The organism is Nitratidesulfovibrio termitidis HI1, from assembly GCF_000504305.1.
Lineage (GTDB): Bacteria > Desulfobacterota > Desulfovibrionia > Desulfovibrionales > Desulfovibrionaceae > Cupidesulfovibrio > Cupidesulfovibrio termitidis.
Window position 1 is genome coordinate 1,270,612 of the sequence record NZ_KI632512.1, and the last position, 20,746, is coordinate 1,291,357.

General features: G+C 66.9%; 14 protein-coding genes, 1 tRNA gene, 1 pseudogene and 1 riboswitch. Of the genes and pseudogenes, 6 read left to right on the forward strand and 10 right to left on the reverse strand.

Annotation, left to right across the window (positions count from 1 at the left end):
- Nucleotides 1–67: 67 nt before the first annotated feature.
- The 3 genes from infC to DESTE_RS05240 form a co-directional block, all read right to left on the reverse strand.
- Nucleotides 68–598, reverse strand: coding sequence for a translation initiation factor IF-3 (gene infC, locus DESTE_RS05230; RefSeq protein WP_012612127.1), 531 nt, complete (start codon nt 596–598; stop codon nt 68–70).
- A 7-nt stretch (nt 599–605) separates the two neighbouring features.
- Entirely contained in the window at nt 606–2,540 is a 1,935-nt protein-coding gene (gene thrS, locus DESTE_RS05235) for a threonine--tRNA ligase (RefSeq protein ID WP_035065769.1), read from the reverse strand.
- Nucleotides 2,541–2,629: 89 nt separating this feature from the next.
- Nucleotides 2,630–2,704 (reverse strand) — tRNA-Val (locus DESTE_RS05240).
- A gap of 463 nt (nt 2,705–3,167) precedes the next feature.
- Nucleotides 3,168–3,316: riboswitch (cyclic di-AMP (ydaO/yuaA leader) on the forward strand.
- 316 nt (nt 3,317–3,632) lie between these two features.
- Between DESTE_RS05240 and kup the strand changes: the two genes are divergently transcribed.
- Entirely contained in the window at nt 3,633–5,681 is a 2,049-nt protein-coding gene (gene kup / locus DESTE_RS05245) for a potassium uptake protein (RefSeq protein WP_198015379.1), read from the forward strand.
- Nucleotides 5,682–5,996: 315 nt separating this feature from the next.
- Here the strand turns inward: kup and DESTE_RS05250 are convergent, their stop codons facing one another.
- Entirely contained in the window at nt 5,997–7,136 is a 1,140-nt protein-coding gene (locus DESTE_RS05250; protein ID WP_035065772.1) for a double-cubane-cluster-containing anaerobic reductase, read from the reverse strand.
- Between the two features lie 284 nt (nt 7,137–7,420).
- Nucleotides 7,421–8,227, reverse strand: coding sequence for an acyl-CoA dehydratase activase (locus DESTE_RS05255; RefSeq protein WP_035065775.1), 807 nt, complete (start codon nt 8,225–8,227; stop codon nt 7,421–7,423).
- A gap of 608 nt (nt 8,228–8,835) precedes the next feature.
- On the opposite strand from DESTE_RS05255, the gene hcp reads away from it, so the two are divergent.
- The 4 genes from hcp (at nt 8,836) to DESTE_RS05275 (ending at nt 14,857) form a co-directional block, all read left to right on the forward strand.
- Nucleotides 8,836–10,449 carry a hydroxylamine reductase gene (gene hcp, locus DESTE_RS05260; protein WP_156925415.1) on the forward strand — a complete coding sequence of 538 codons (1,614 nt, stop codon included), beginning with the start codon at nt 8,836–8,838 and terminating at the stop codon, nt 10,447–10,449.
- 223 nt (nt 10,450–10,672) lie between these two features.
- Nucleotides 10,673–11,524 carry an ATP-binding protein gene (locus DESTE_RS05265; RefSeq protein WP_035065779.1) on the forward strand — a complete coding sequence of 284 codons (852 nt, stop codon included), beginning with the start codon at nt 10,673–10,675 and terminating at the stop codon, nt 11,522–11,524.
- A gap of 383 nt (nt 11,525–11,907) precedes the next feature.
- Nucleotides 11,908–13,068 carry an alcohol dehydrogenase-like regulatory protein ErcA gene (gene ercA, locus DESTE_RS05270; RefSeq protein ID WP_035065781.1) on the forward strand — a complete coding sequence of 387 codons (1,161 nt, stop codon included), beginning with the start codon at nt 11,908–11,910 and terminating at the stop codon, nt 13,066–13,068.
- Nucleotides 13,052–14,857, forward strand: coding sequence for a PAS domain-containing sensor histidine kinase (locus tag DESTE_RS05275; RefSeq protein WP_035065783.1), 1,806 nt, complete (start codon nt 13,052–13,054; stop codon nt 14,855–14,857). Before ercA ends, DESTE_RS05275 begins: the two co-directional genes overlap by 17 nt.
- 147 nt (nt 14,858–15,004) lie before the next feature.
- On the opposite strand, the gene DESTE_RS05280 is transcribed toward DESTE_RS05275, so the two are convergent.
- Nucleotides 15,005–15,688 carry a hypothetical protein gene (locus tag DESTE_RS05280; protein ID WP_198015329.1) on the reverse strand — a complete coding sequence of 228 codons (684 nt, stop codon included), beginning with the start codon at nt 15,686–15,688 and terminating at the stop codon, nt 15,005–15,007.
- A 210-nt stretch (nt 15,689–15,898) separates the two neighbouring features.
- Entirely contained in the window at nt 15,899–16,588 is a 690-nt protein-coding gene (locus tag DESTE_RS05285) for a Crp/Fnr family transcriptional regulator (protein ID WP_035065785.1), read from the reverse strand.
- Nucleotides 16,589–16,797: 209 nt separating this feature from the next.
- Between DESTE_RS05285 and DESTE_RS05290 the strand changes: the two genes are divergently transcribed.
- Nucleotides 16,798–17,322: a hypothetical protein gene (locus DESTE_RS05290; protein WP_035065792.1), complete on the forward strand. Its 525-nt coding sequence runs from the start codon at nt 16,798–16,800 to the stop codon at nt 17,320–17,322.
- Nucleotides 17,323–17,484: 162 nt separating this feature from the next.
- On the opposite strand, the gene DESTE_RS18330 is transcribed toward DESTE_RS05290, so the two are convergent.
- The 3 genes and pseudogenes from DESTE_RS18330 to gltX all read right to left on the reverse strand — a co-directional run bounded on the left by DESTE_RS18330 (nt 17,485) and on the right by gltX (nt 20,682).
- A complete protein-coding gene (locus tag DESTE_RS18330) occupies nt 17,485–17,703 on the reverse strand; it encodes a hypothetical protein (RefSeq protein ID WP_245590925.1) in 219 nt (72 codons plus the stop codon).
- A gap of 103 nt (nt 17,704–17,806) precedes the next feature.
- Nucleotides 17,807–19,030: pseudogene (locus DESTE_RS05295) on the reverse strand (HD-GYP domain-containing protein); the annotation flags it as partial.
- 257 nt (nt 19,031–19,287) lie between these two features.
- Nucleotides 19,288–20,682, reverse strand: a complete 1,395-nt coding sequence (gene gltX / locus DESTE_RS05300) for a glutamate--tRNA ligase (RefSeq protein ID WP_035065796.1) — start codon at nt 20,680–20,682, stop codon at nt 19,288–19,290.
- Between the last annotated feature and the right edge of the window lie 64 nt (nt 20,683–20,746).

Below are 20,746 nucleotides of genomic sequence, written 5' to 3' on the forward strand. Positions count from 1 at the left end.
GACCGCACCCCCGGCGAGAGGGGGCATAATGCGATAAAAACGCGCCGGAAGCAAGAGCCGAAGCGGCCTATTTCTTCGGCAGCGGAGCGAGCATCATGAACAGGGTGCGGCCTTCGGCGCGGGCCTCCTGGTCCATCTTGGCGATGTCCTTGGTATCCTCGACGATACGGTCGAGAATGGACTGGCCGCGATCCTTGTGGACGATTTCGCGCCCGCGGAAGAAAACGGTGACCTTGCAGCGGTCGCCTTCCTCGATGAAGCGGCGGATGTGCCTGACCTTGGTGTCGTAGTCATGGTCATCCGTCTTGGGCCGGACCTTGATTTCCTTGATCTGAATCACGGTCTGGTTCTTCTTCGCCTCGGCCTTCTTCTTCTGCTGCTCGTACTTGAAGCGACCGTAGTCCATCACGCGGCACACGGGCGGATCGGCCGTGGCGGCCACCTCGACGAGGTCGAGGCCCAGCTCCTTTGCGTGCGCGATGGCGTCGTTGCGCGACAAGATGCCGAGCTGTTCGCCGTCCGCTCCGATGACCCGCACTTCGCGGGCACGGACCTGTTCATTGCGCCGCACGGTGTCCTGCGGGATATCGCGGCGCATCCTGTTGTTAGGAGAAGCTATAGCTCATTCCTCCACGTTTGAAGGGTTCCTGGCAGTCCGCCCTGATCATTTCCGCCACTTCGGCAAGGGTCTTGAGACCAAGGTTTTCGCCATTGCGCAGCCGCACGTTGACGCCCCCGGCCTCCACTTCCTTGTCCCCCACCACAAGAATGTAGGGGATCTTTTCCAACTGGGCTTCGCGGACCTTGTAGCCCAGCTTTTCGTTGCGCGTATCGGCCTCTGCCCGAAGGCCTGCGGCCATCAACTGGTCACGCGCACCCATGGCGAAATCGTTCTGGGCGTCGGTGACGGTCAGCAGGCGCGCCTGAACCGGGACTATCCACGTGGGGAAGGCCCCGGCAAAGTGCTCCGTAAGCACGCCGATGAAGCGTTCGAGTGAACCCAGGATGGCCCTGTGGACCATAACCGGGCGATGGCGCTCGCCATCCTGCCCGATGTACACCAAGTCGAATCTGTCAGGCAAGGTGAAATCGACCTGAATGGTGGACAGCTGCCACTCGCGCCCGATGGCGTCCGTGACCTTGATGTCGATCTTGGGACCGTAGAACGCGCCGTCACCCTCATTGATGGTGTACGACAGGCCCGCCGTGGCCACCGCGCCGATGAGCGCGTTGGTGGCGCGGTCCCAGTCCTCGTCCGAGCCGATGGACTTTTCCGGCCGGGTGGAGATGACGATGCGGTAGTCGAACCCGAACAGGCCCATCAGGTCGCGCACCAGCGCGATGACGCCGATGATCTCGGCTTCCAGCTGATCGGGGCGGCACAGGATGTGGGCATCGTCCTGGGTGAACTGGCGCACGCGCAACAGGCCGTGCAGCACGCCCGACTTTTCGTGGCGGTGCACCACGCCCAGTTCGAACATGCGGCGCGGCAGGTCGCGGTAGCTGCGCAGGTGGCTCTTGTAGATAAGCATGTGCGAGACGCAGTTCATGGGCTTCACGCCATAGGCGTTGTCGTCGATGACGGTGAAGTACATGTTCTCGCGATAGTTGTCGTAGTGGCCCGACTTTTCCCACACCTCGCGGCGCAGCAACTGCGGCCCCTGCACCAGTTCGTACCCGCGCTTCAGGTGTTCCTTGCGCAGGAAGTCCTCGAGGATGGTGCGCAGCAGCATGCCCTTGGGATGCCAGTAGACCATGCCGGGCGCGACGTCTTCGTGGAAGGCGAACAGGTCCAGCTGCTGGCCCAGCTTGCGGTGGTCGCGGCGCTTGGCTTCTTCGATCTGGTGCAGGTAGTCCTTCAGGGCCTTGGGGTCGGCGAAGGCGGTACCGTACACGCGCGAAAGCATGCGGTTCTTCTCGTCGCCGCGCCAGTAGGCGCCGGCCACGGAAAGCAGCTTGAACGCCTTCACGAAGCTGGTGTCGGGAATGTGCGGGCCGCGGCACAGGTCCACGAAGTCGCCGCTGCGGTACACGGACACCGTGTCCGCCGGGATGTCGCGCACGATCTCGACCTTGTAGGTCTCGCCCATGCCCTCGAACAGGGCCACGGCCTCGTCCTTGGTCATTTCGGTGCGGGAGAATGGATGCGCGGCAGCCACGATCTTCTGCATTTCCGCCTCGATGGCTTCGAGGTCGTCCACGGAGAAGGGGCGCTCGTAATCGAAATCGTAGTAGAACCCGCTGTCGATGGCCGGGCCGATGGTCACCTTCACGCCGGGGAAAAGCTTCTGCACCGCTTCCGCCATGATGTGCGCGGCGGAGTGGCGGATAAGCTCGATGCCTTCCGGCGAATCGGCGAAGACCGGTTCGATGGTGGTGGTGTCGGCGGGCACGGTGGCGGTAAGGTCGAGCGGGGTGCCGTTGCAGCGGCAGGCTACGACATTCTTGAATTTCTTCCCGCTCAGGGCGCCCTTGAGGGCGTCACGGCAGGAGACGCCGGACTGCACGTCGAACACCTGTCCTTCGATGGTCACGTTCACGCCGAATCTCCTCGGTGAGTTTGTTGTTGCCGCCGCGCGCACCATAACAAGAAAGGGAGGCCGGAACCTCCCTCTCTGGGCTTTCGGTGTGGTAGGCACGAGCAGATTTGAACTGCTGACCCCTTCCGTGTCAAGGAAGTGCTCTCCCCCTGAGCTACGCGCCTACACCTGCGAGGCAGGAGGGGTATCTACATGCGCACGCCGTCACCGTCAAGCGGTTTTCTTTCGCGATGCCCGAAAAAATGGAAAAAACGCCAGTCGTGCCAGTCGCCAAAGCCACCTCCACATCGGCTTCGCGCTGCGGGGCGGCTCTGCGGCAACGGCAAACGCCGCGCGCGCACGTTACATAATAAGCAGACGCCAGCCAATGGCAATGGCACATGCCTCCTGCCCCACCGTGGCACGCGCACGCCCCCTCCCTCGCTGCCCGCGACAACACATCCATCACCTGCCACAGCCTGACAACCCGCCCATGCCCTGTGATGCCGCCCGTCCCTGGCTTACGCGGCTGCCTCCCCCTTTGCCTTCTGTCCCACTCCCCCCTCCAGTCGGCCCATCCACCCGTAACGCCTTGCGGCACAGGGCATCCGCACCCCATTGACAGAGTGCACGTACAGGCGTAGCCCCTCGTCGAAATCGCCGAGTTCTGCCCTGGGGGCGGAAGCGGGGGACCCAACAACCGGTCACCCGGTACGGGGCGTATCGCCGCAAGGCGTAGGGCAATCTCTTCGGCCCGAGCCCGTCAGCTAACCTCGCAGGCGTCGAAGGGAGAGCACCCCTCCGAGCACCTTCCGTGCATCCGTCCGCTGCCATGCAGCGGCGGTCATTGCCGGGCGGACAGGCCTCGGGGTGGGGGAAGCTTTCCCCACCCTATTCGGAGGCCTCATGTCCACCGGTTCCGACCCGTTGGACGAAGCCGCGTCCGGCAGCATGCCGGACGGCACCGCGTGCGCCTCGCCGCGCAGCGATGCCGTTGCGACTTCGTCCGCCATTTCCTCCACCACAGGGCACACCGCCCCGCAAGCCTCCGCCACCGGGGGCGCATCGCCCGTGCCTTGCACCGGCTGTGCGCCTGTTGCCGGTCATGAGCACATGTCCACGCACGCATCCTTTTCCGCTTCTACCGTGTCTTCCGGCCCGACCGTCCCCCCCACTCCGTTCATCGAACCCGGCGCCACCCAACCCACCCACGCCGCCAATCGCTTGCTGCCGCTGACACTGGCCGCGCTGGGCGTGGTGTACGGCGACATCGGCACCAGCCCCCTGTACGCCATCAAGGAATGCTTCCACGGCCTGCACGCCCTGCCGATAACGCACACCAACATCCTGGGTGTGCTCTCACTGGTGTTCTGGGCCCTGACCGTGGTGGTCACCCTCAAGTACGTGCTGTTCATCATGCGCGCCGACAACGACGGCGAGGGCGGCATCTTCGCCCTGCTGGCCCTTTTGCGCGACGGCGCTCGCGACGGTGCCCGAAACGGCGCTGCCCGGCAGGCCCCCGGCAACGACGACACCACGGCCGGCGACGCGGCAAAACCCGCCCCCTCCCCGTCCATCTCGCGTTTTCGACGCCTGCTGCCGGTAGTCGGCATTTTCGGGGCCGCACTGCTGTATGGCGACGGGGTGATCACCCCGGCCATCTCGGTGCTGTCCGCCGTGGAAGGGCTGGAGGTGGCCACGGAAGCCGCCGCGCCCTTCGTGCTGCCCATCACCATCGGCGTGCTGGTGGGGCTGTTCATGGCCCAGCGGCACGGCACGGAACGCATCGGCAAGGTGTTCGGCCCGGTGATGGTGGTGTGGTTCGCGGCCATCGCCGCGCTGGGCCTTGTGGCCGCGCTGCGCAACCCGCAGGTGTTCGCCGCCATCAGCCCCGTCTATGCCGTGCGGTTCTTCATGGAAAACCACCTGCACGGCATCGTGGTGCTGGGGTCTGTGGTGCTGTGCATCACCGGTGGCGAGGCGCTGTACGCCGACATGGGGCACTTTGGCGCGCGGCCCATCCGCCTTTCATGGATGGCCGTGGTCTTTCCCGCGCTGATGTGCAACTACCTGGGCCAGGGCGCCATGCTGCTGGCCGATCCGGGGCTGTCCTTCAACCCGTTCTTCGCGCTGGTGCCGCGCCCGCTGCTGTACCCCATGGTGGCGCTGTCCACGGTGGCCACGGTCATCGCCTCGCAGGCCATGATATCCGGCGTGTACTCGCTGACGCAGCAGGGCATCCAGTTGGGCTTCGTGCCGCGCATGCGCATCATCCACACCTCGGAGGAAACGCGCGGGCAGATCTACCTGCCCGGCGTGAACTGGCTGCTGATGATCGCCTGCGTGGGGCTGGTGCTGGCCTTCCAGGAATCCAGCCGACTGGCCGGGGCCTACGGCATCGCCGTCACCGCCACCATGGGCATGACCTCGCTGCTCTACTACGCCGTGGCGCGCCAGCGCTGGGGCTGGCGAGCCTGGCAGGCCGTGCCGCTGGTGGCGCTGTTCCTGGCCTTCGACGCGGCGTTCCTGTCCGCCAACCTGCTCAAGATTCTGGATGGCGGCTGGTTCACCCTGCTGCTGGCCCTCGGCATCATGACCCTGATGCTTACCTGGCGCGATGGCCGGGCCGCCCTTTCCGTCCGCTTTGCCGCAGCCTCGGTGCCCTTCGGCACCTTTCTCGACGGGGTGCGCCGCACCAAGCCCCTGCGCGTGCCGGGCACGGCGGTGTTCATGTCCGTGAACCCCACGGGCACTCCGCTGCCCCTGCTGCACCACTACAAGCACAACCACACCCTGCACCAGACCGTGGTGCTGCTGACCATCGTGGCCGAGCCTTCACCCTTCGTGCCCCGGCCCGACCGGCTGGTGGTGCACAACCTGGGTGAAGGGTTCCACCGCATGGTGGCCCGCTACGGCTTCATGCAGACCCCGCGCGTGCCCGAACTGGTGCAGCTGGCCGCCGCGCGCGGCCTGCCCATGCGCATGGAGACCACCACCTTCTTCGTGGGCCGCGAAACGCTGCTCATCGGCAGCGGAAACCGGATGGCGGGCTGGCGCAAGGCGCTGTTCGCCTTCATGTCGCGCAACGCCTGGAACGCCACCACCTTCTTCGGCATCCCGCCGGGGCGGGTCATCGAAATCGGCGCGCAGGTGGAACTGTAGCGTCATAGCGGACAGAAAATCATGGGGTGCGGCGGTCCGCAACGCAACACCCCGCCGGGACGGGCACGACTGCGTGCACGACGCCCTTCCGCCGGAGGCATGCCGCTCCTTGCTTCCGTCGGGTGTCCGTCCCGGCCCCCCTCATCGCCCCCTCTGGACTCGTACCGCATGCGAAGCCCGAGGGGGTGATGTCGGTGGGCACGCCGTCAGGTACGCCGCACGGCACGGCAAAGGGGCCGCCCTTGCGGACGGCCCCCGTATCCATATGTTGCCCCGATCACGGGCAGATGCCCGCGCCGACGGCGTTTTCCGTGTCTACCCCACCATCTCCAGAAACGCCTCGATGCGCACCTTGAGCTGTTCGGCGTCGGCCTCGGAGTAGTCCGTCTCGATGTGCAGGCTGGGCAGGTCGAACTTGTCACGCAGGAAGTTGCGCACCTTGTACGCCTCCACGTTGTAGGTGTGGCAGGCCTGCCAGGTCAGGTCCACCACGCCGTGCGGCTTGAAGTCGGCCACCAGTTGCTCCAGCAGGTCGAAGCGGCCCTGGTTGGGCGCCATGACCGAACACGGCGTGGACAGGTAGCGCCGGGCCAGCGCGGTGAGCGGGTCGCCCGTCTCGTCCACCAGATCGGCCTTCTTGTAGCCGGTGCAGTTTTCCATGCACACCACCTGACCGCCGCATTCCTCGATAAGCCGCACCACCTTGTGCGAACCCATGCCCACCGGCACGCCGGTCAGCAGGATGCGCGGGCCGCCCTTGCGTTCGGGCAGGGTTCCGGCCTTGGCCGCGGCCTGCACTTCGCTGACCACGCCTTCGGCCAGTTCGATGATGGTTTCGCGGTCGGAGAAGAAGCCCAGTTTGAAGAGCATTTCCAGCATCTGCATGCCGGTCACCGGGGCCGGTTCCATCTGCGGCAGGTCCATCAGCGCCTTCAGCGCGCGGCGTTCGCGGTTGGCCAGCTTGATGGCGTCGGTCAGGTTCTGCTCGGTGATGGTCACCCCGAAGTCGTTCTCTACCCGCTTCACCAACCCTTCCAGTTGTCCGCGCCAGAATGGCAGCGCCTTCTCGTCCGGGGTGGAGGGCAGGTGCAGCAGGTGCACGGGCTTCATCTCACCCAGCAGTTCGAACATCTTCTTCTTGCCGTCACAGGTGGTATCCGCCACCACCAGGTCCGCCGCCGACAGGTACGGGCACGAACCTTCCATGGCAAACCCGAAGCTGCTCTTGATGAGCGGGCACAGGTTGCGCGGCAGCACCTGCTCGGCCGTGGCAATGGGGTCGTTGCGGGTGCCGCACAGCACCACCGGCACCGCGCCCGCCGCCAACGCGATTTCCGCCGGCGAGTACAGACAGTACAGCCCCACCACCTTGCGACCCGCCGCCTTGGCCTCGCTGATGGCCAGGGCATTGCGCTCCGCCGCCGTCTTCAGCCGCTCGATGCTCTCCCACGTCATGTGCCTGCTCCTTGATGAGTTACGGGATGAAAAGAGACCGGGGAGGGGACCTTTTGGAAAAGGTCTCCCTCCCCGGACCCCTCCCCCCAAAACTTTTCAATCGGGCCGCCTCGTTGCCCAAAACATTCCAGCATCCCCACTTCGATCAGCAGGACCGACCATCACGCGCAACACCCCATAATTGAAAAGTTTAGGGGGAAGGGGATGGGGGGTCCGGGGGGAAGGGAAACCCCCTTTTTCAAAAGGGGGTTTCCCCTTCCCCCCGGCAGGAATTCCCGCCACCACTACCCTCCTGCCCCGCCAACCGCCACATCATGCGCCGCGATGAGGGCAGCGCCAAGGGCGCCGGTGGCCTGGGGCATGTCGGACACGGTGACGGCAAGGCCGAGGGTATCGGAAAAGATGCGGGCAAAGGCGGGGTTGGTGGCCAGGCCGCCGGTAAAGGCACAGCCGGGCACCAGGGGCACGCGCCCGGTCAGGGCTTTCAGGCGGCGGGCCACGGAGGCCACGATGGAGGCGGCCAGATCGTCCTTGGAGACGCCCTGGGCGATGAGCCCGATGACTTCGGTTTCGGCAAACACGGCGCACATGCTGTTGAGGGGCATGGGGGTGCCGCGCAGGGCGGCGTCGCCCATCTCGTCCAGCGTCATGTCCAGCACGCCGGTCATGACCTGGAGAAAACGCCCGGTCCCGGCGGCGCACTTGTCGTTCATGACGAAGTCGCGCACGTTGCCGCGCTCGTCCACGGCCACCACCTTGCTGTCCTGCCCGCCCACGTCGAGCACGGTGCGGGTATCGGGCGCAAGGTGGTGCGCGCCGCGCGCATGGCAGGTGATTTCGGTGACGGTGCGGTGCAGGAAGGGCAGGGAAATGCGGCCATAACCGGTGCCCACCACGCGGGCCACCCGGTCGATGCGGGTTCCGGCCTCGCGCAGGGCGGCGTCCAATACGGCCTGGCCGGTTTCACGGGGGTTCCAGCCGGTGGGGGTGACGGCCATGCCCAGCACGGCGCGCGAGGCGGTGTCGAGCACCACGGCCTTGGCGGCGGTGGAGCCCACGTCCACTCCGGCAACCAGACGGGCAACGGGCATGCGGCCTCCTGCGGAAAAGCTGCGCCACTCGCGGTGGCTTGCCACTGGATAGCCCACCTGCCAAGTTCCGGTAAAATCGATACTTTCTATCACTTGGCGACAAACACATAGACAACTGCACCACAACCGCCATCGTGCCGCATGCGGGCGCAAGGACGTTCCGGCGTCGGGCAGACCACACGAAGGCCAACGGGGCATCCATCTCCGCTCCGCCACCCACTGAAAAAATACTCTCGTTTGATGCATTCGGTGGTATCATGAAGGAGACACCCGCCTCGTTCCGTCAGCAGGGGGGAAGGACTGGGCAGGCCGGGGTTGCCCCCTACGAAAAAAAATCGCATTCCTCGCAAAATTCCCCGTGGTTTTGATGTCCGTCACATCGCGCTTCCGCCACCCGGACTATTGTGCACTCAACGACGGGGCAAATGGCCCGACAAAGATGCGCGTAAGACGGGCACGGAAACGCACCCGGCCCGACGACGCCGCCCCGCCGAACCACAACCACGACGGAGCGAGCCATGGTCCTTTCGAAGATTTTAGGCCTGTTCGGCCTGTCTGATCAGTCCGGCCACAAGAGCGAACCCCAGAAAAAGGAGAGCCCCATGTCCATGTTCTGCAACCAGTGTGAACAGACCGCCAAGGGTACCGGCTGCACCACCATCGGCGTGTGCGGCAAGCAGCCCGAAGTTTCCGCCCTTCAGGATCTGACCGTCTACTCCCTGCGCGGCCTGGCCCTGGTGGCCCTGGAAGCGCGCAAGAAGGGCATCGTCGATCCCGCCATCGACCACTACGGGGCCAAGGCCCTGTTCACCACCCTGACCAACGTCAACTTCGACCCGGCCCGCTTCCAGGCGTACATCAACGAGATCGTCAGGCACCGCCAGGCCCTGGCCGTCCGCGCCGGGGTCTCGTTCAGCACCGGCCCCGCCTCGTTCCAGCCCGCCGCCACCCTGGACGCCCTGGGCGCGCAGGCCGAAATCGCCGCTCTCACCGCCGACAAGAGCGATCCGGACATCGTCTCGCTGAAGCAGACCCTGCTCTACGGCATGAAGGGCCTTGCCGCCTACGCCGACCACGCCGCCGTGCTGGGCCAGACCGACCCCGAAGTGTTCGCCTTCCTGTTCAAGGGCCTGGCCGCCGGGTACGACGGCGTGCAGCGCGATCTTGGCCAGTGGGTGGAACTTGCGCTGGAATGCGGCAAGACCAACCTGCGCGCCATGGAACTGCTGGACGCGGGCAACACCGGCACCTACGGCCACCCCGTGCCCACCCAGGTGCCGCTGGGCCACCGCAAGAACAAGTGCATCCTCGTTTCCGGCCACGACCTGCGCGACCTGCACGAACTCTTGAAGCAGACCGAAGGCAAGGGCATCGACATCTACACCCACGGTGAAATGCTGCCGACCCACGGGTATCCGGAACTGAAGAAGTACCCCCACTTCCACGGCCACTTCGGCACCGCCTGGCAGAACCAGCACAAGGAATTCCCGGCCTTCCCCGGCGCCATCCTGTTCACCACCAACTGCATCCAGAAGCCGCAGGATTCGTACAAGGACCGCGTGTTCACCACCGGCCTCGTGGGCTGGCCCGGCCTTGTGCACTGCGAGAACTACGACTTCTCTGCCGTGATCAGAAAGGCGCTGGAAATGCCCGGCTTCACCGATGACGCGCCCGGCAAGAACGTGCTGGTGGGCTTTGGCCGCAACACCGTCATGAGCGTGGCCGGCCAGGTCATCGACGCGGTGAAGTCCGGCGCCATCCGCCACTTCTTTCTGGTGGGCGGCTGCGACGGCGCAAAGCCCGGCCGCAACTACTACACCGAGTTCGTGGAAAAGACCCCCAAGGACACCGTGGTGCTCACGCTGGCCTGCGGCAAGTTCCGCTTCTTCGACAAGGAACTGGGCGACATCGGCGGCATTCCGCGCCTGCTGGACGTGGGCCAGTGCAACGACGCCTACTCGGCCATCCAGATCGCCGTGGCCCTTGCCGGCGCCTTCGACTGCGGCGTGAACGACCTGCCCCTGTCGCTGGTGCTCTCGTGGTACGAGCAGAAGGCCGTGGTCATCCTGCTCACGCTGCTGGCCCTGGGTATCAAGGACATCCGCCTCGGACCGTCACTGCCCGCGTTCATCACCCCCAACGTGCTGAACTTCCTGGTGCAGAACTACAACATCAAGCCCATCACCACTCCGGATGAAGACCTGAAGGCCATTCTGGGGTAAGACGACCACACGCGGAAACAACGGGAATCGGGGGCGGCACTGGCCGCCCCCCTCCCGCCCCCAGCGCGAATACGGATTGCAACACCACCGCTGACCGCCCCGCGAATCCATCAGCCACGCCGTCCTGCCTCACCGGCCTCACCGGCCTCACCGACATCACCGATATGGCCCCCAACCGACACGGGGCCGCCCGCGCTCCAACCCGCAGGCAAGGATCACAGACATGAAGACCACCCGGAACATCCTGGAAATCGACGAGGAACGCTGCGACGGCTGCGGCGCCTGCGTGCTGGACTGCGCCGAAGGCGCCATCGCCATCGTGGACGGCAAGGCCAAGATCGTGTCCGACAGCTTTTGCGACGGCCTTGGCGCGTGCCTTGGCAGCTGTCCGCAGGGCGCGCTGCGCATCATCCAGCGCGATGCGGTGCCCTTCGACGAGGAAGCGGCCATGGAGCACGTGCGCACGCGCGACGGCGCGCAGCCCCGTAGCGGCGACCATCATTCCGCCCATGGCAGGCCCGACGGGCACGGCGTGCACGGCCACTACGGCCAGGCGCGCCAGGCCGGGCACGGGTCCGGGCACGGGTCCGGCCACGGCGGCGGCCACGGCGGCGGCCACGGCGGCTGTCCCGGCTCCATGATCCGCAGCTTCGCCAAGTCCGAGGGCCCCATGTTCGGGGTGGCGGAAGGCCCTGTTTCCGGCCCCGGCCACTGGCCGCTGAAGATCCGCCTGGTGCCGCCCACGGCCCCCTACCTGAAGGACGCCGACGTGCTGGTGGCGGCGGACTGCGCGGCGGCGGCATCGCCCCTGTTCCACAGCCACTTCGCCAAGGGCAAGGTGGTGCTCATCGGCTGCCCCAAGTTCGACGACACCGACGCCTACGCCCAGCGGCTGGCAGAAATACTGGCCACCAGCGGCATCCGGTCCATGACCGTGCTGCGCATGGAAGTGCCCTGCTGCCGAGGCCTTACCGCCGCGCTGGCCAAGGCCCGCGAATTGTCCGGCACCACCGTGCCGCTGAACGAAATGGTCATGACGTGCCAGGGCGCGCCAGCGCCCACACCGCTCGCTTGACGCGCCAGCGCCCACACCGCTCGCCTGACGCGCCAGCGCCCACACCGCTCGCCTGACGCGCCAGCGCCCACACCGCTCGCCTGACGCGCCAGCGCCTACTCCGCTCGCCTGACGCGCCAGCGCCCACACCGCTCGCCTGACGCGCCAGCGCCCCGGCGCCCCCCGGTTTTTCCGGTACGCCAGCCTGTTCCATAAGCCCGCCTCCACAACCACACGACGTACGGTCCGCCCGCGCGAACCGTACGTCGTTTCGCATTTGGTAAACCCTGCCCACAAAAAGGGTGACGAAACGGTCCCGGCTTGCATACAGTAGGAATACGGGGAAACACTTGCGGCGCTTTCGGGGAAAAGAGCGCCGCCCAGGGCGTCATCGGGGGCGTTCCATGAACGACTACGAACTGCGCAAATTCGTCGCGCCGGAATTCGTGTTCGGGTACGGCGCGGCCGGTCTGGCCGGGCGGCATGCCCGCAATCTTGGCGCATCACGTTGCCTCGTGGTGTCCGACCAGGGCGTGGCGGCTGCCGGGCACACCGAGGCGGTGGCCCGCACCCTGCGCGACGAAGGCATCGCCTGCGCGACCTTTCTGGGGGTTTCGGAAAACCCCCGCGATACCGAAGTGATGCAGGGCAGCGAGATGTTCCGCGCCGAAGGGTGCGACGCCATCGTTGCCGTGGGCGGCGGCAGTCCCATGGACTGCGCCAAGGGCATCGGCATCGTGGTGGCCAACGGCGGGCACATCCTGAATTACGAAGGGGTGGACGCCATCCCCAAGCCCATGCCGCCGCTGGTCTGCGTGCCCACCACGGCGGGCAGTTCCGCCGACGTCTCGCAGTTCGCCATCATCCGCGACACCCCGCGCAAGCTGAAAATCGCCATCGTCAGCAAGGCCAACGTGCCTGACGTGGCCCTGGTGGACCCGCTGACCACCCTGACCAAGCCGCGCGGCCTCACCGCCGCCACCGGGCTCGACGCCCTGACCCACGCCGTGGAGGCCTACGCCTCCAATGCGCACTCCCCCGTCACCGACATGTTCGCCCTGGAGGCCATCCGGGGCATCGGAACGGCCCTGTTCGACGTGCTGGAGGACCTTGGCAACCGCGATGCCAGGGCACGCATGGCCCTTGGCAGCATGAACGCGGGGCTGGCCTTTTCCAACGCCATCCTGGGGGCGGTGCACGCCCTGTCGCACAGTCTGGGTGGTCTGCTGGACCTGCCCCACGGCGAATGCAACGCCCTGCTGCTGCCCTTCGTGGTGCGCCGCAACTACGTGGCCGCGCCGCAGCGCTACCGCCGCGTGGCCGATGCGCTGGGCGTGGCCGATGCCCTTGCCGCCCCGGACGACGCAGTGCGCGACGCCCTGTTCGTCCGCCTTGGCGAGATGCGCCGCAAGGCCGGGTTCGACAAGGGGCTTGCCCAGTACGGGGTCACCCGTGACCAGTTGGCGGAACTGGCGCGCCTGGCCCTGGAGGACCCCTGCCTTTCCACCAACCCGGTCCCGCTCGACGCGCGCGAACTGGAAGAACTGTATGCCGAAGCGCTCTGACGACCTGCGGGAAAAACTCATCGGGCTCGGGCAGGCCTCCACGCGCAAGAGCTACTACCCGGAACTGAAAGAACGGCTCCAGCAACTGGAGCTGTTCCGCGCCCTGCTGGAAAGCGCGGGCGACGGCGTGCTGCTGCTGGCCGCCCAGACCCTGGTGGTGCTGGACGCCAACGGCGCTGCCTGCCGCTTCGCCGGACTGCCGTGGGAAGCCCTGACCGGTCGCCCGCTGGCGGTGGCGTTTCCCGAACTGGCCGGGTGGAAACCGCGCCTCGCGGGCAACGCCGAAGGCACGGCCCCGCAGGACGGCCCACGCTCCGGCGCCTGGCACATGGCCGACGCCGCACCACCGGCGGGCGGCGAAGAACGCCGCCTGATCCGCCAGCCCTCGCACGGGGCCGATCTGTGGCTGGAACTGGCCCTGAAGCGCCACGACATAGGCGGGGTGCCCTATGTCTCGTGCATTGCCCGCGACGTGTCGGAACGGCTGCGCGCCGAAGCGGAACTGCGCGAGAGCGAACGCAAGTACCGCGCGCTGTTCGAGGCGGCCAACGACGCCATCTTCCTGATCCGGGACGGCCTGGTGCGCGACGCCAACCGCAGGGCCTGCGAACTGTTCGGCAGGCCCCTGGACCAGTTGACCTCCATGGCCCCGCGCGACCTTTCGCCACCCGAGCAGCCCCGCTCCGGAGAAACCCGCCTGATCGAGGGCGTCCGCCTGGCCAACGCCCTGGCCGGAGAACCGCAATTCTTCGAATGGACGCATCTGCGTGCGGACGGCACCCCCTTCGACTGCGAGATTTCCCTCAGTCGCTTCACCCTGCGGGGCGAACCGTGGCTCATCGCCATCATCCGCGACGTGACCGAGCAGAAAAAGCTGCGCGAAATCATGGTCCAGACGGAAAAGATGATGTCGGTGGGGGGTGTGGCCGCGGGCATGGCGCACGAAATCAACAACCCCCTCTCGGCCATCACCCAGTCGGCGCAGAACCTGCAACGCCGCCTGACGCCCGGCGTGCCGGACAACGAGGCCGCCGCCCTGATGGCGGGCGTGGACCTGGAACGGGTGCAGCAGTACTTCGAGTTGCGCGGGCTGGTCAGGCTGGTGTCCAACATCCGCGAGGCCTGCGGCCGCGCGGCGGACATCGTGCGGCACATGCTGGATTTTGCGCGGCGCAGCGACGCCGAACGCGCCGAATGCGACCTTGCCGTGCTGCTGGACCGGGCCGTGGAACTGGCCGAGAACGATTACGACCTCAAGAAACGCCACGATTTCCGCAACATCCATATCGTCCGCGACTACGCGCCCGGCACGCCCATGACGGAATGCGCCGCCACCGAGATCGAACAGGTGCTGTTCAACCTGCTGAAAAACGCCTCGCAGGCCATTTCGCAAAAGATCTACCCGCAGGACGAGGCACCGCGCATCACCTTGCGCGTAGGCGCGCAGTGCCGCGCGCCGGGCCTGCCCGATGGTATCGGCGGCACGGGCGGCGTTCGGGGGGCAGGGAGCTTCGGCGAAGCCGGGGCACCGGTCGGCGGGGCAGCCCGCACGGAATACGTGTGCGTACAGGTGGAAGACAACGGCCCGGGCATGGACGAGCGGACGCGGGGGCGGGTGTTCGAGCCGTTCTACACCACCAAGCCACCGGGCGAAGGCACGGGGCTGGGCCTTTCGGTGTCGTACTTCATCATCAGCCGCAACCACGGCGGGCACATCATGGTGGAATCGCAGCCGGGGCAGTGGTGTCGCTTCACGGTGCTGCTGCCTGCCGTGCACCACGACGCCTGACCCCGCACCGCAGGCAGCGGTCCGTCCGGTGCAGAACCTCGCCCCAGTCGGGGCCGCCCTTTCGGCCCTTTCAGCCAGTCCTGCCCGATCAAGCAGGTCAGGCCAATCAAGCAAGCCTGGCCGGTCAGGCAGGCCAGTCGGGCCAGGTTAGTCGAGGCGCCCTGCCCGTTCTTCCCTGCCTGGCTCATCCTGCCGACCCGACGTTTTCGTGGGACCGGGCTTCACCATCCCGTGTATCCGGCATTCCTGCCCGTATTGGCCTGCCAGGTCGACGGGTACTGCGCATACGCTGCGATAGCCCGCCAACAGCAGAAACCCCGCCGTCTGCACCACCATTGCGGGCGGCCCCACCACGAAGGCTCCGTACGCCGCGAACTTCCAGATGAACACCGAGGACAGGGAATCCAGTCCTCCGGACGCCGCCGCCGCGCCACGGGCCACGGCAAACACGCCCGAAACCAGATTGCTGCCCGCGATCAACAGGGCGGGCCATGGGCTGCCCGTGCGAAAGGCCCGCCAGGCCACGCGCAGCAGGTCGCCGTAGACCGGCAGCATGTGCACGCTGAACACCAGCACCCGCGCGGGCACGCTGAAGCGCACCCAGGTGAACCACGAGGAAAGGCAGGCCAGCGACACCAGCATCACGGCAAAGACGCGCCACGGCACCCGCAGCCCCAGAAACTGCCGTAGCCCGGCAGCCAGCAGCACGCCGCCCGCCACGAGGCACAGGTTGGACCCCAGTATTGAAAGGGCGTAAGGCCACGAGCGCTGCATGATCGTCAGAAAGACGCCCAGTGACAGCACCCCGCCGCCCGCCGCCCAGGTGAGCATGCCGGGGTACCGGCGCATGCCCAGGGCAAAGATCAGAACGGCAAGGGCACACAGCCCAGCGCCACCATGAGCACCAGCGCCCAGGCATAGGCCTGCGGATGTGGCATCGTTCCCTCCGGAACGAATTCGCCGCGCAGGGCGAAGAAAAACGCCGGTCGTCCACTCCCCGCCAGGGCGGGGCGGCAACGGACGCGGACCGCGCGCCCCCGATTACAGTGTCTCGTCTCCGTCAGCCAGGGCCTGCAGATAGTCGCGATCGACGATGGTCACCTCGCGCCCGTCCACGGAAACGGCCCCTCGTTCGGCCAGCTTTCCGAGGCAGCGCGAAAGCGTCTCGCGCGCGGTGCCCAGCATGCCCGCCAGCACCCCCTTGGCCATGTCCAGCCGGAAGGTGTCGGCATCGCCCTTCAGTTCGCTGGCGTGCAACAGATAGGCGGCAAGGCGTTGCGGGGTTTCGTGCAGGGTCAGGGACTCGACCTTGGTCGTGAACACGCGCAGCTTGCGCGACAGCGCGGCCAGCATGTTCATGGCCAGGGTGGGGTCGCGGGTGATGCGGTCCACCAGCCCCTTGCGCGGCAGAAACAGCACGCGGGCGTTCTCCACGGCCATGGCGTGGGCGGGAAAGGTGCCGCCCTGGAACACCGCCACCTCGCCAAAGGTTTCGCCGGGGCCCATCACGTGCATCACGGCTTCGCGCCCGTCCGGCGCGGTCTTGAATATCTTCACGCGGCCCTCGGCCACCACGTAGAAGCCCTCTGCCGGAGAGGACTCGAAAAAGATCATCTGGCCCTTGTCCACGCGGCGGTCCACCACGATGCCCGCAAGCCCTTCCAGTTGGGTGTCGGAAAGCCCGTCGAAAAGGGGCAGGCGTTCGATGATGCGGCGGTTCTGCTGGGTCACTGGCGTACCTCTGGGTATGGCCGGGCAATGTGTGCCCTGTAGGCGCAGCATAGGCCACCTCGCCCCTGCGGGCAAGGACGGGCGCCGCCACAGCCCGCAACCGTGCACGACGTGCTCACCCCCTCGCATCCCTGTTGCGACCGGGGGCGGGGTGCGGTAAGCGGTGAATGACCACGGGCGCCAGCGCCCCATCCACAGGAGAAGATTCCATGAAATACGGCAGCAAGGTGGCGGCCCGCGTAGAGGAACTGCTGCGCGAGCAGTTGGAGGAACTGGGCGAAAACCCCGGCGCCATCGACGCCCACGATATCGCGGCGCACATGCGTTGCGAGATATGGTCCGACGACACCATGATCTACATCTGGAAGGAAACCCCCATCCTGCGCGTGTCGTCCGAGCAGCACGACGACGGCAGCGTGACCTGGCGCATGTTCACCCGCGACGACGATGGCGACGGCTTTGCCGCCGACCCGGCGGGCAGCCTGACCCGCGACGACGGCCCGCTGCTGGACATGGACCTGGCCTACCGCCCCGCCGGGGGTGCGGATGACCGCTTCGCCGACGACGATGACGATGACGACCTCGACGAAGACATCCTGTCCGCCCTGCTGGACGACGAGGATTCCGGCAACGACGACCTCGGCGACGAGGAAGATGAGGACGACGAGGACGACGGGGGGGACGGGGAAAATGGCGGCGACGAACGCCGCACCGGCGGTTATCCGGTGCAGTAGCGCGCAGGCAGGAATGGCCGGAACCGACAGGAACCGACAGGAACCGGTCCGAATCTGTCGGAACAGAAAAAAGCCGGAAGCGAAAGCAAATGCAAAGGGGGATGCCACATGGCGTCCCCCTTTGCTTGCCGACTCGCGCCCCGAGTGCCGCAATGCCCGTCCTCAGCGCCGGATATGGCGCGTGAACTTGCTGCGCGCCTTGCCCTGCGCGGCGGCCGCGGTATCGATGATGTCGTCCCGCCGCGACTCCAGCGTGGCCACCACGGCCTTGTCCAGCAGCCCCCGGCGCACCCCGTCGCCCAGCACGTCGATGATCTCGTCGCGGCGCATGCCCGTGCGGTAGGGCCGGTCTTCGGCCAGGGCGGTGCACATGTCGGCCACGGCCATGATCCGCGACCCGATGCTGAGCCCCCCCCGCCCCGATGCGGAACGGGTAGCCCGAACCGTCGAGCTTCTCGTGGTGAAAGGCCGCCCATTCGGCAATGCCGCCAAGCCCCTTCATGGAGTTGAGCACCAGATAGGTGTGGTAGGTGTGCTGGCGCATGATCGCGAACTCCGCGTCGGTGAGGGGCCCCGCCTTTTCCAGAATGGCGTTGGGCACCACCATCTTGCCGAGGTCGTGCAGATTGCCCGCGATCTCCAGCAGACGCGCCTCGGGCTCGGGCAGGCCGAAGGCCCGCGCCAGCGCCCCGGCGGATGCGGAAACCCCGGCGGAATGGGTGGCGGTGAACGGCGAGCGGAAATCGATGATCTCGCGCACCAGCAGCGACCAGGCGCGCACGCCGTCCAGATCCAGTTGCAGGCGGCGGCAGGGGTTGCGCTCGCTCAGAAAGGTGAACAGGCGCGGCGAAACAAGGTTCAGCCAGAATTCGTCCCGGCCGGAAACCAGCAGAAAGGCCTCCACCACCCGGCGGTCGATGGCGCAGCCCGACATGCGGCGAATTTCCGCGGTAAGGTCGTCGTGCTGGTGCAGCACGTAGATGCGCCTGTCCATGGACCGTTCCAGGGTGTCGGCCAGCAGGACGATCTGGGCCAGCAGGCCCACGCGCGGGTCAGGCCCGTGCGCCTCCAGTTCCGGCAGCGTGGCATGGTGCAGGCGCACCACCTCCGCCGCCTCGGCCAGGCCCGGCCCCTGCGCCAGCAAATCCGCGCCCACGGCGCAATGCTCGTCCATGTTTTCCACGCGGGAGGCGCGCACGTCCAGTTTGTCTTCCGGCGACAGCGCACCCACGTCATGCAGCAGCGCCGCGATGAACAGCGTCTCCTTGTCCTTCTGCGCAAGGTCCAGCGCCTCGGCCAGTTCCCACGCCACGAAGGCGACCCGCAACTGATGCTGCGACAACGAAGGGCTGGCAAGGTCAAGCGCCTCCGAAATGGACAACAGCATGTCCGACAGGTCGACCGAAATCCCCGAATACATGGCCCCCCCGGCACTGTCCCGCCAACGCCGGGCAACTCCGCACCCGCCGTCGTGCGTCCGGCCGCAGCGCCATGTTCCCCGACGGCGACCGACAACATTGATGATCACAGACTTTATCGACGAGCAAATGACGGTGTCAACAAGCAAATGACGCTTTACCGGATTCCCTGCCTTCCGGGGTGGGGTGCGGTCGTTGCCTGCCTTTTGTTCCGGCGGGGTGAAACAACGCGGGGCGACGGCGCAACGGTGCGTCCCGGCAGGCATTCCACGCAGTTGGCGTGCCTGCATGCGCGGCAACGCAAAGAGGCCGGAAGCAATGCTTCCGGCCTCTGATGCGGCGTCATTTGATGGGCGGCGCGGCGCGCCATTTTCGTTGCGGGCGCCGTACGCGGGAAAACCGAGGCATGCGGCATGCCGCGCGACATCACGGCACAGGTCGCGGCCGCGCCCCAGACGGGACACAGATGGGACACGGACGCAGCGCGGGCACGGCCAGCCCCGGCCATTGCAGTGCCGCCACGGCGGCGGCGCCGCGGGCGCGGACGCTACGCCAGCGTTGCCGCCCGGTCGAGGCGGGCCAGGGTTTCGACCCGGCCCAGCACTTCCATGATCTCGGGCAGGCCGGGGCCGCCCAGCGAACCCGCCAGGGCCACGCGCAGCGGCGGGCCAACCTGCTTGAACTTCAGGCCGCCCTGCTCCACGTAGTCGTGCACCACCTTTTCCAGCGTGGCCTTGTCGAAGGGCTCCGCCTTCTCCAGCAGCCCGCGCAGGGTCGCCACATGGGCCTTGCCCTCGGCAGTCAGGGCCTTGGCCACGGCGGCGGGGTCGTATTCCAGCGCGGCGGCGTCCACCAGCATGAAGCGCATCACCCTGGCCAGATCGGCCAGGTTCGAGGCGCGCTCGCGGAACAGGGGCGCAAGCGCGGCCAACCGTTCCGGGGCCACGTCGAAGCCTTCCGCCTTCACGAAGGGGGCAGCCAGCCGGGCCAGTTCGTCCACCGGGGTCTCGCGCAGGTAGTGGGCGTTCAGCCACTGCAGTTTGTCCGGGTCGAAGGCGGCGGGGGCGCTGTTCAGGTTGTCGGTGGTGAACTTTTCCACCAGTTCCTGCAGCGCGAAGATTTCCTGATCGCCGAACGACCAGCCAAGGCGCACCAGATAGTTCACCAGCGCCTGGGGCAACAGGCCGTCCTGCTCGTACTCGATGACCGCGCGGGCGCCGTGACGCTTGGACAGCTTCTTCTTGTCCGGGCCAAGGATCATGGGCACGTGGCCGAACACCGGCAGCGGCAGCCCCAGCGCCTGGTAGATCAGCACCTGCTTGGGCGTGTTGGACACGTGGTCGTCGCCGCGCAGCACGTGGGTGACGCCCATGGTGGCGTCGTCCACCACCACGGCCATGTTGTAGGTGGGCGTGCCGTCGGAACGGCGCAGCACCATGTCGTCCAGTTCCGCCGCGTCGAAGGCCAGGGTGCCCTTCACCACGTCCTCGAACACCACGCGCCCGGTCAGCGGGGCCTTCAGGCGCACCACCCGACCGGGGCCGGGGCCAAGACCGCGTTCGCGGCAGCGCCCGTCGTACTTGGGCTTCAGGCCGCGCGCGCGCGCCGTTTCGCGCATCTGCTCCACTTCTTCGGGCGAGCATTCGCACCAGTAGGCGTGACCGGTTTCCAGCATGCGGTCGATGTAGCCGTTGTAGATGTCGAAACGCCTGCTCTGGCAGATGAGGTCGCCGTCCCAGTCCAGGCCCAGCCAGCGCATGGAGGCCAGGATGGAGTCGGTGTACTCCTGCAGCGAGCGTTCCTGGTCGGTGTCTTCGATGCGCAGCAGAAAGGTGCCGCCAAAGTGACGGGCCAACAGCCAGTTGAAGATGGCGGTGCGCGCGCCGCCGATGTGCAGGTGCCCGGTGGGGCTCGGCGCGAAGCGCGTGACGACCTTGGTCATGATGTTCTCCCCGTTCTTCGGGTGTCGGTATGGCGTGAAAACGTGCACCCGCTGGCCGGACCGG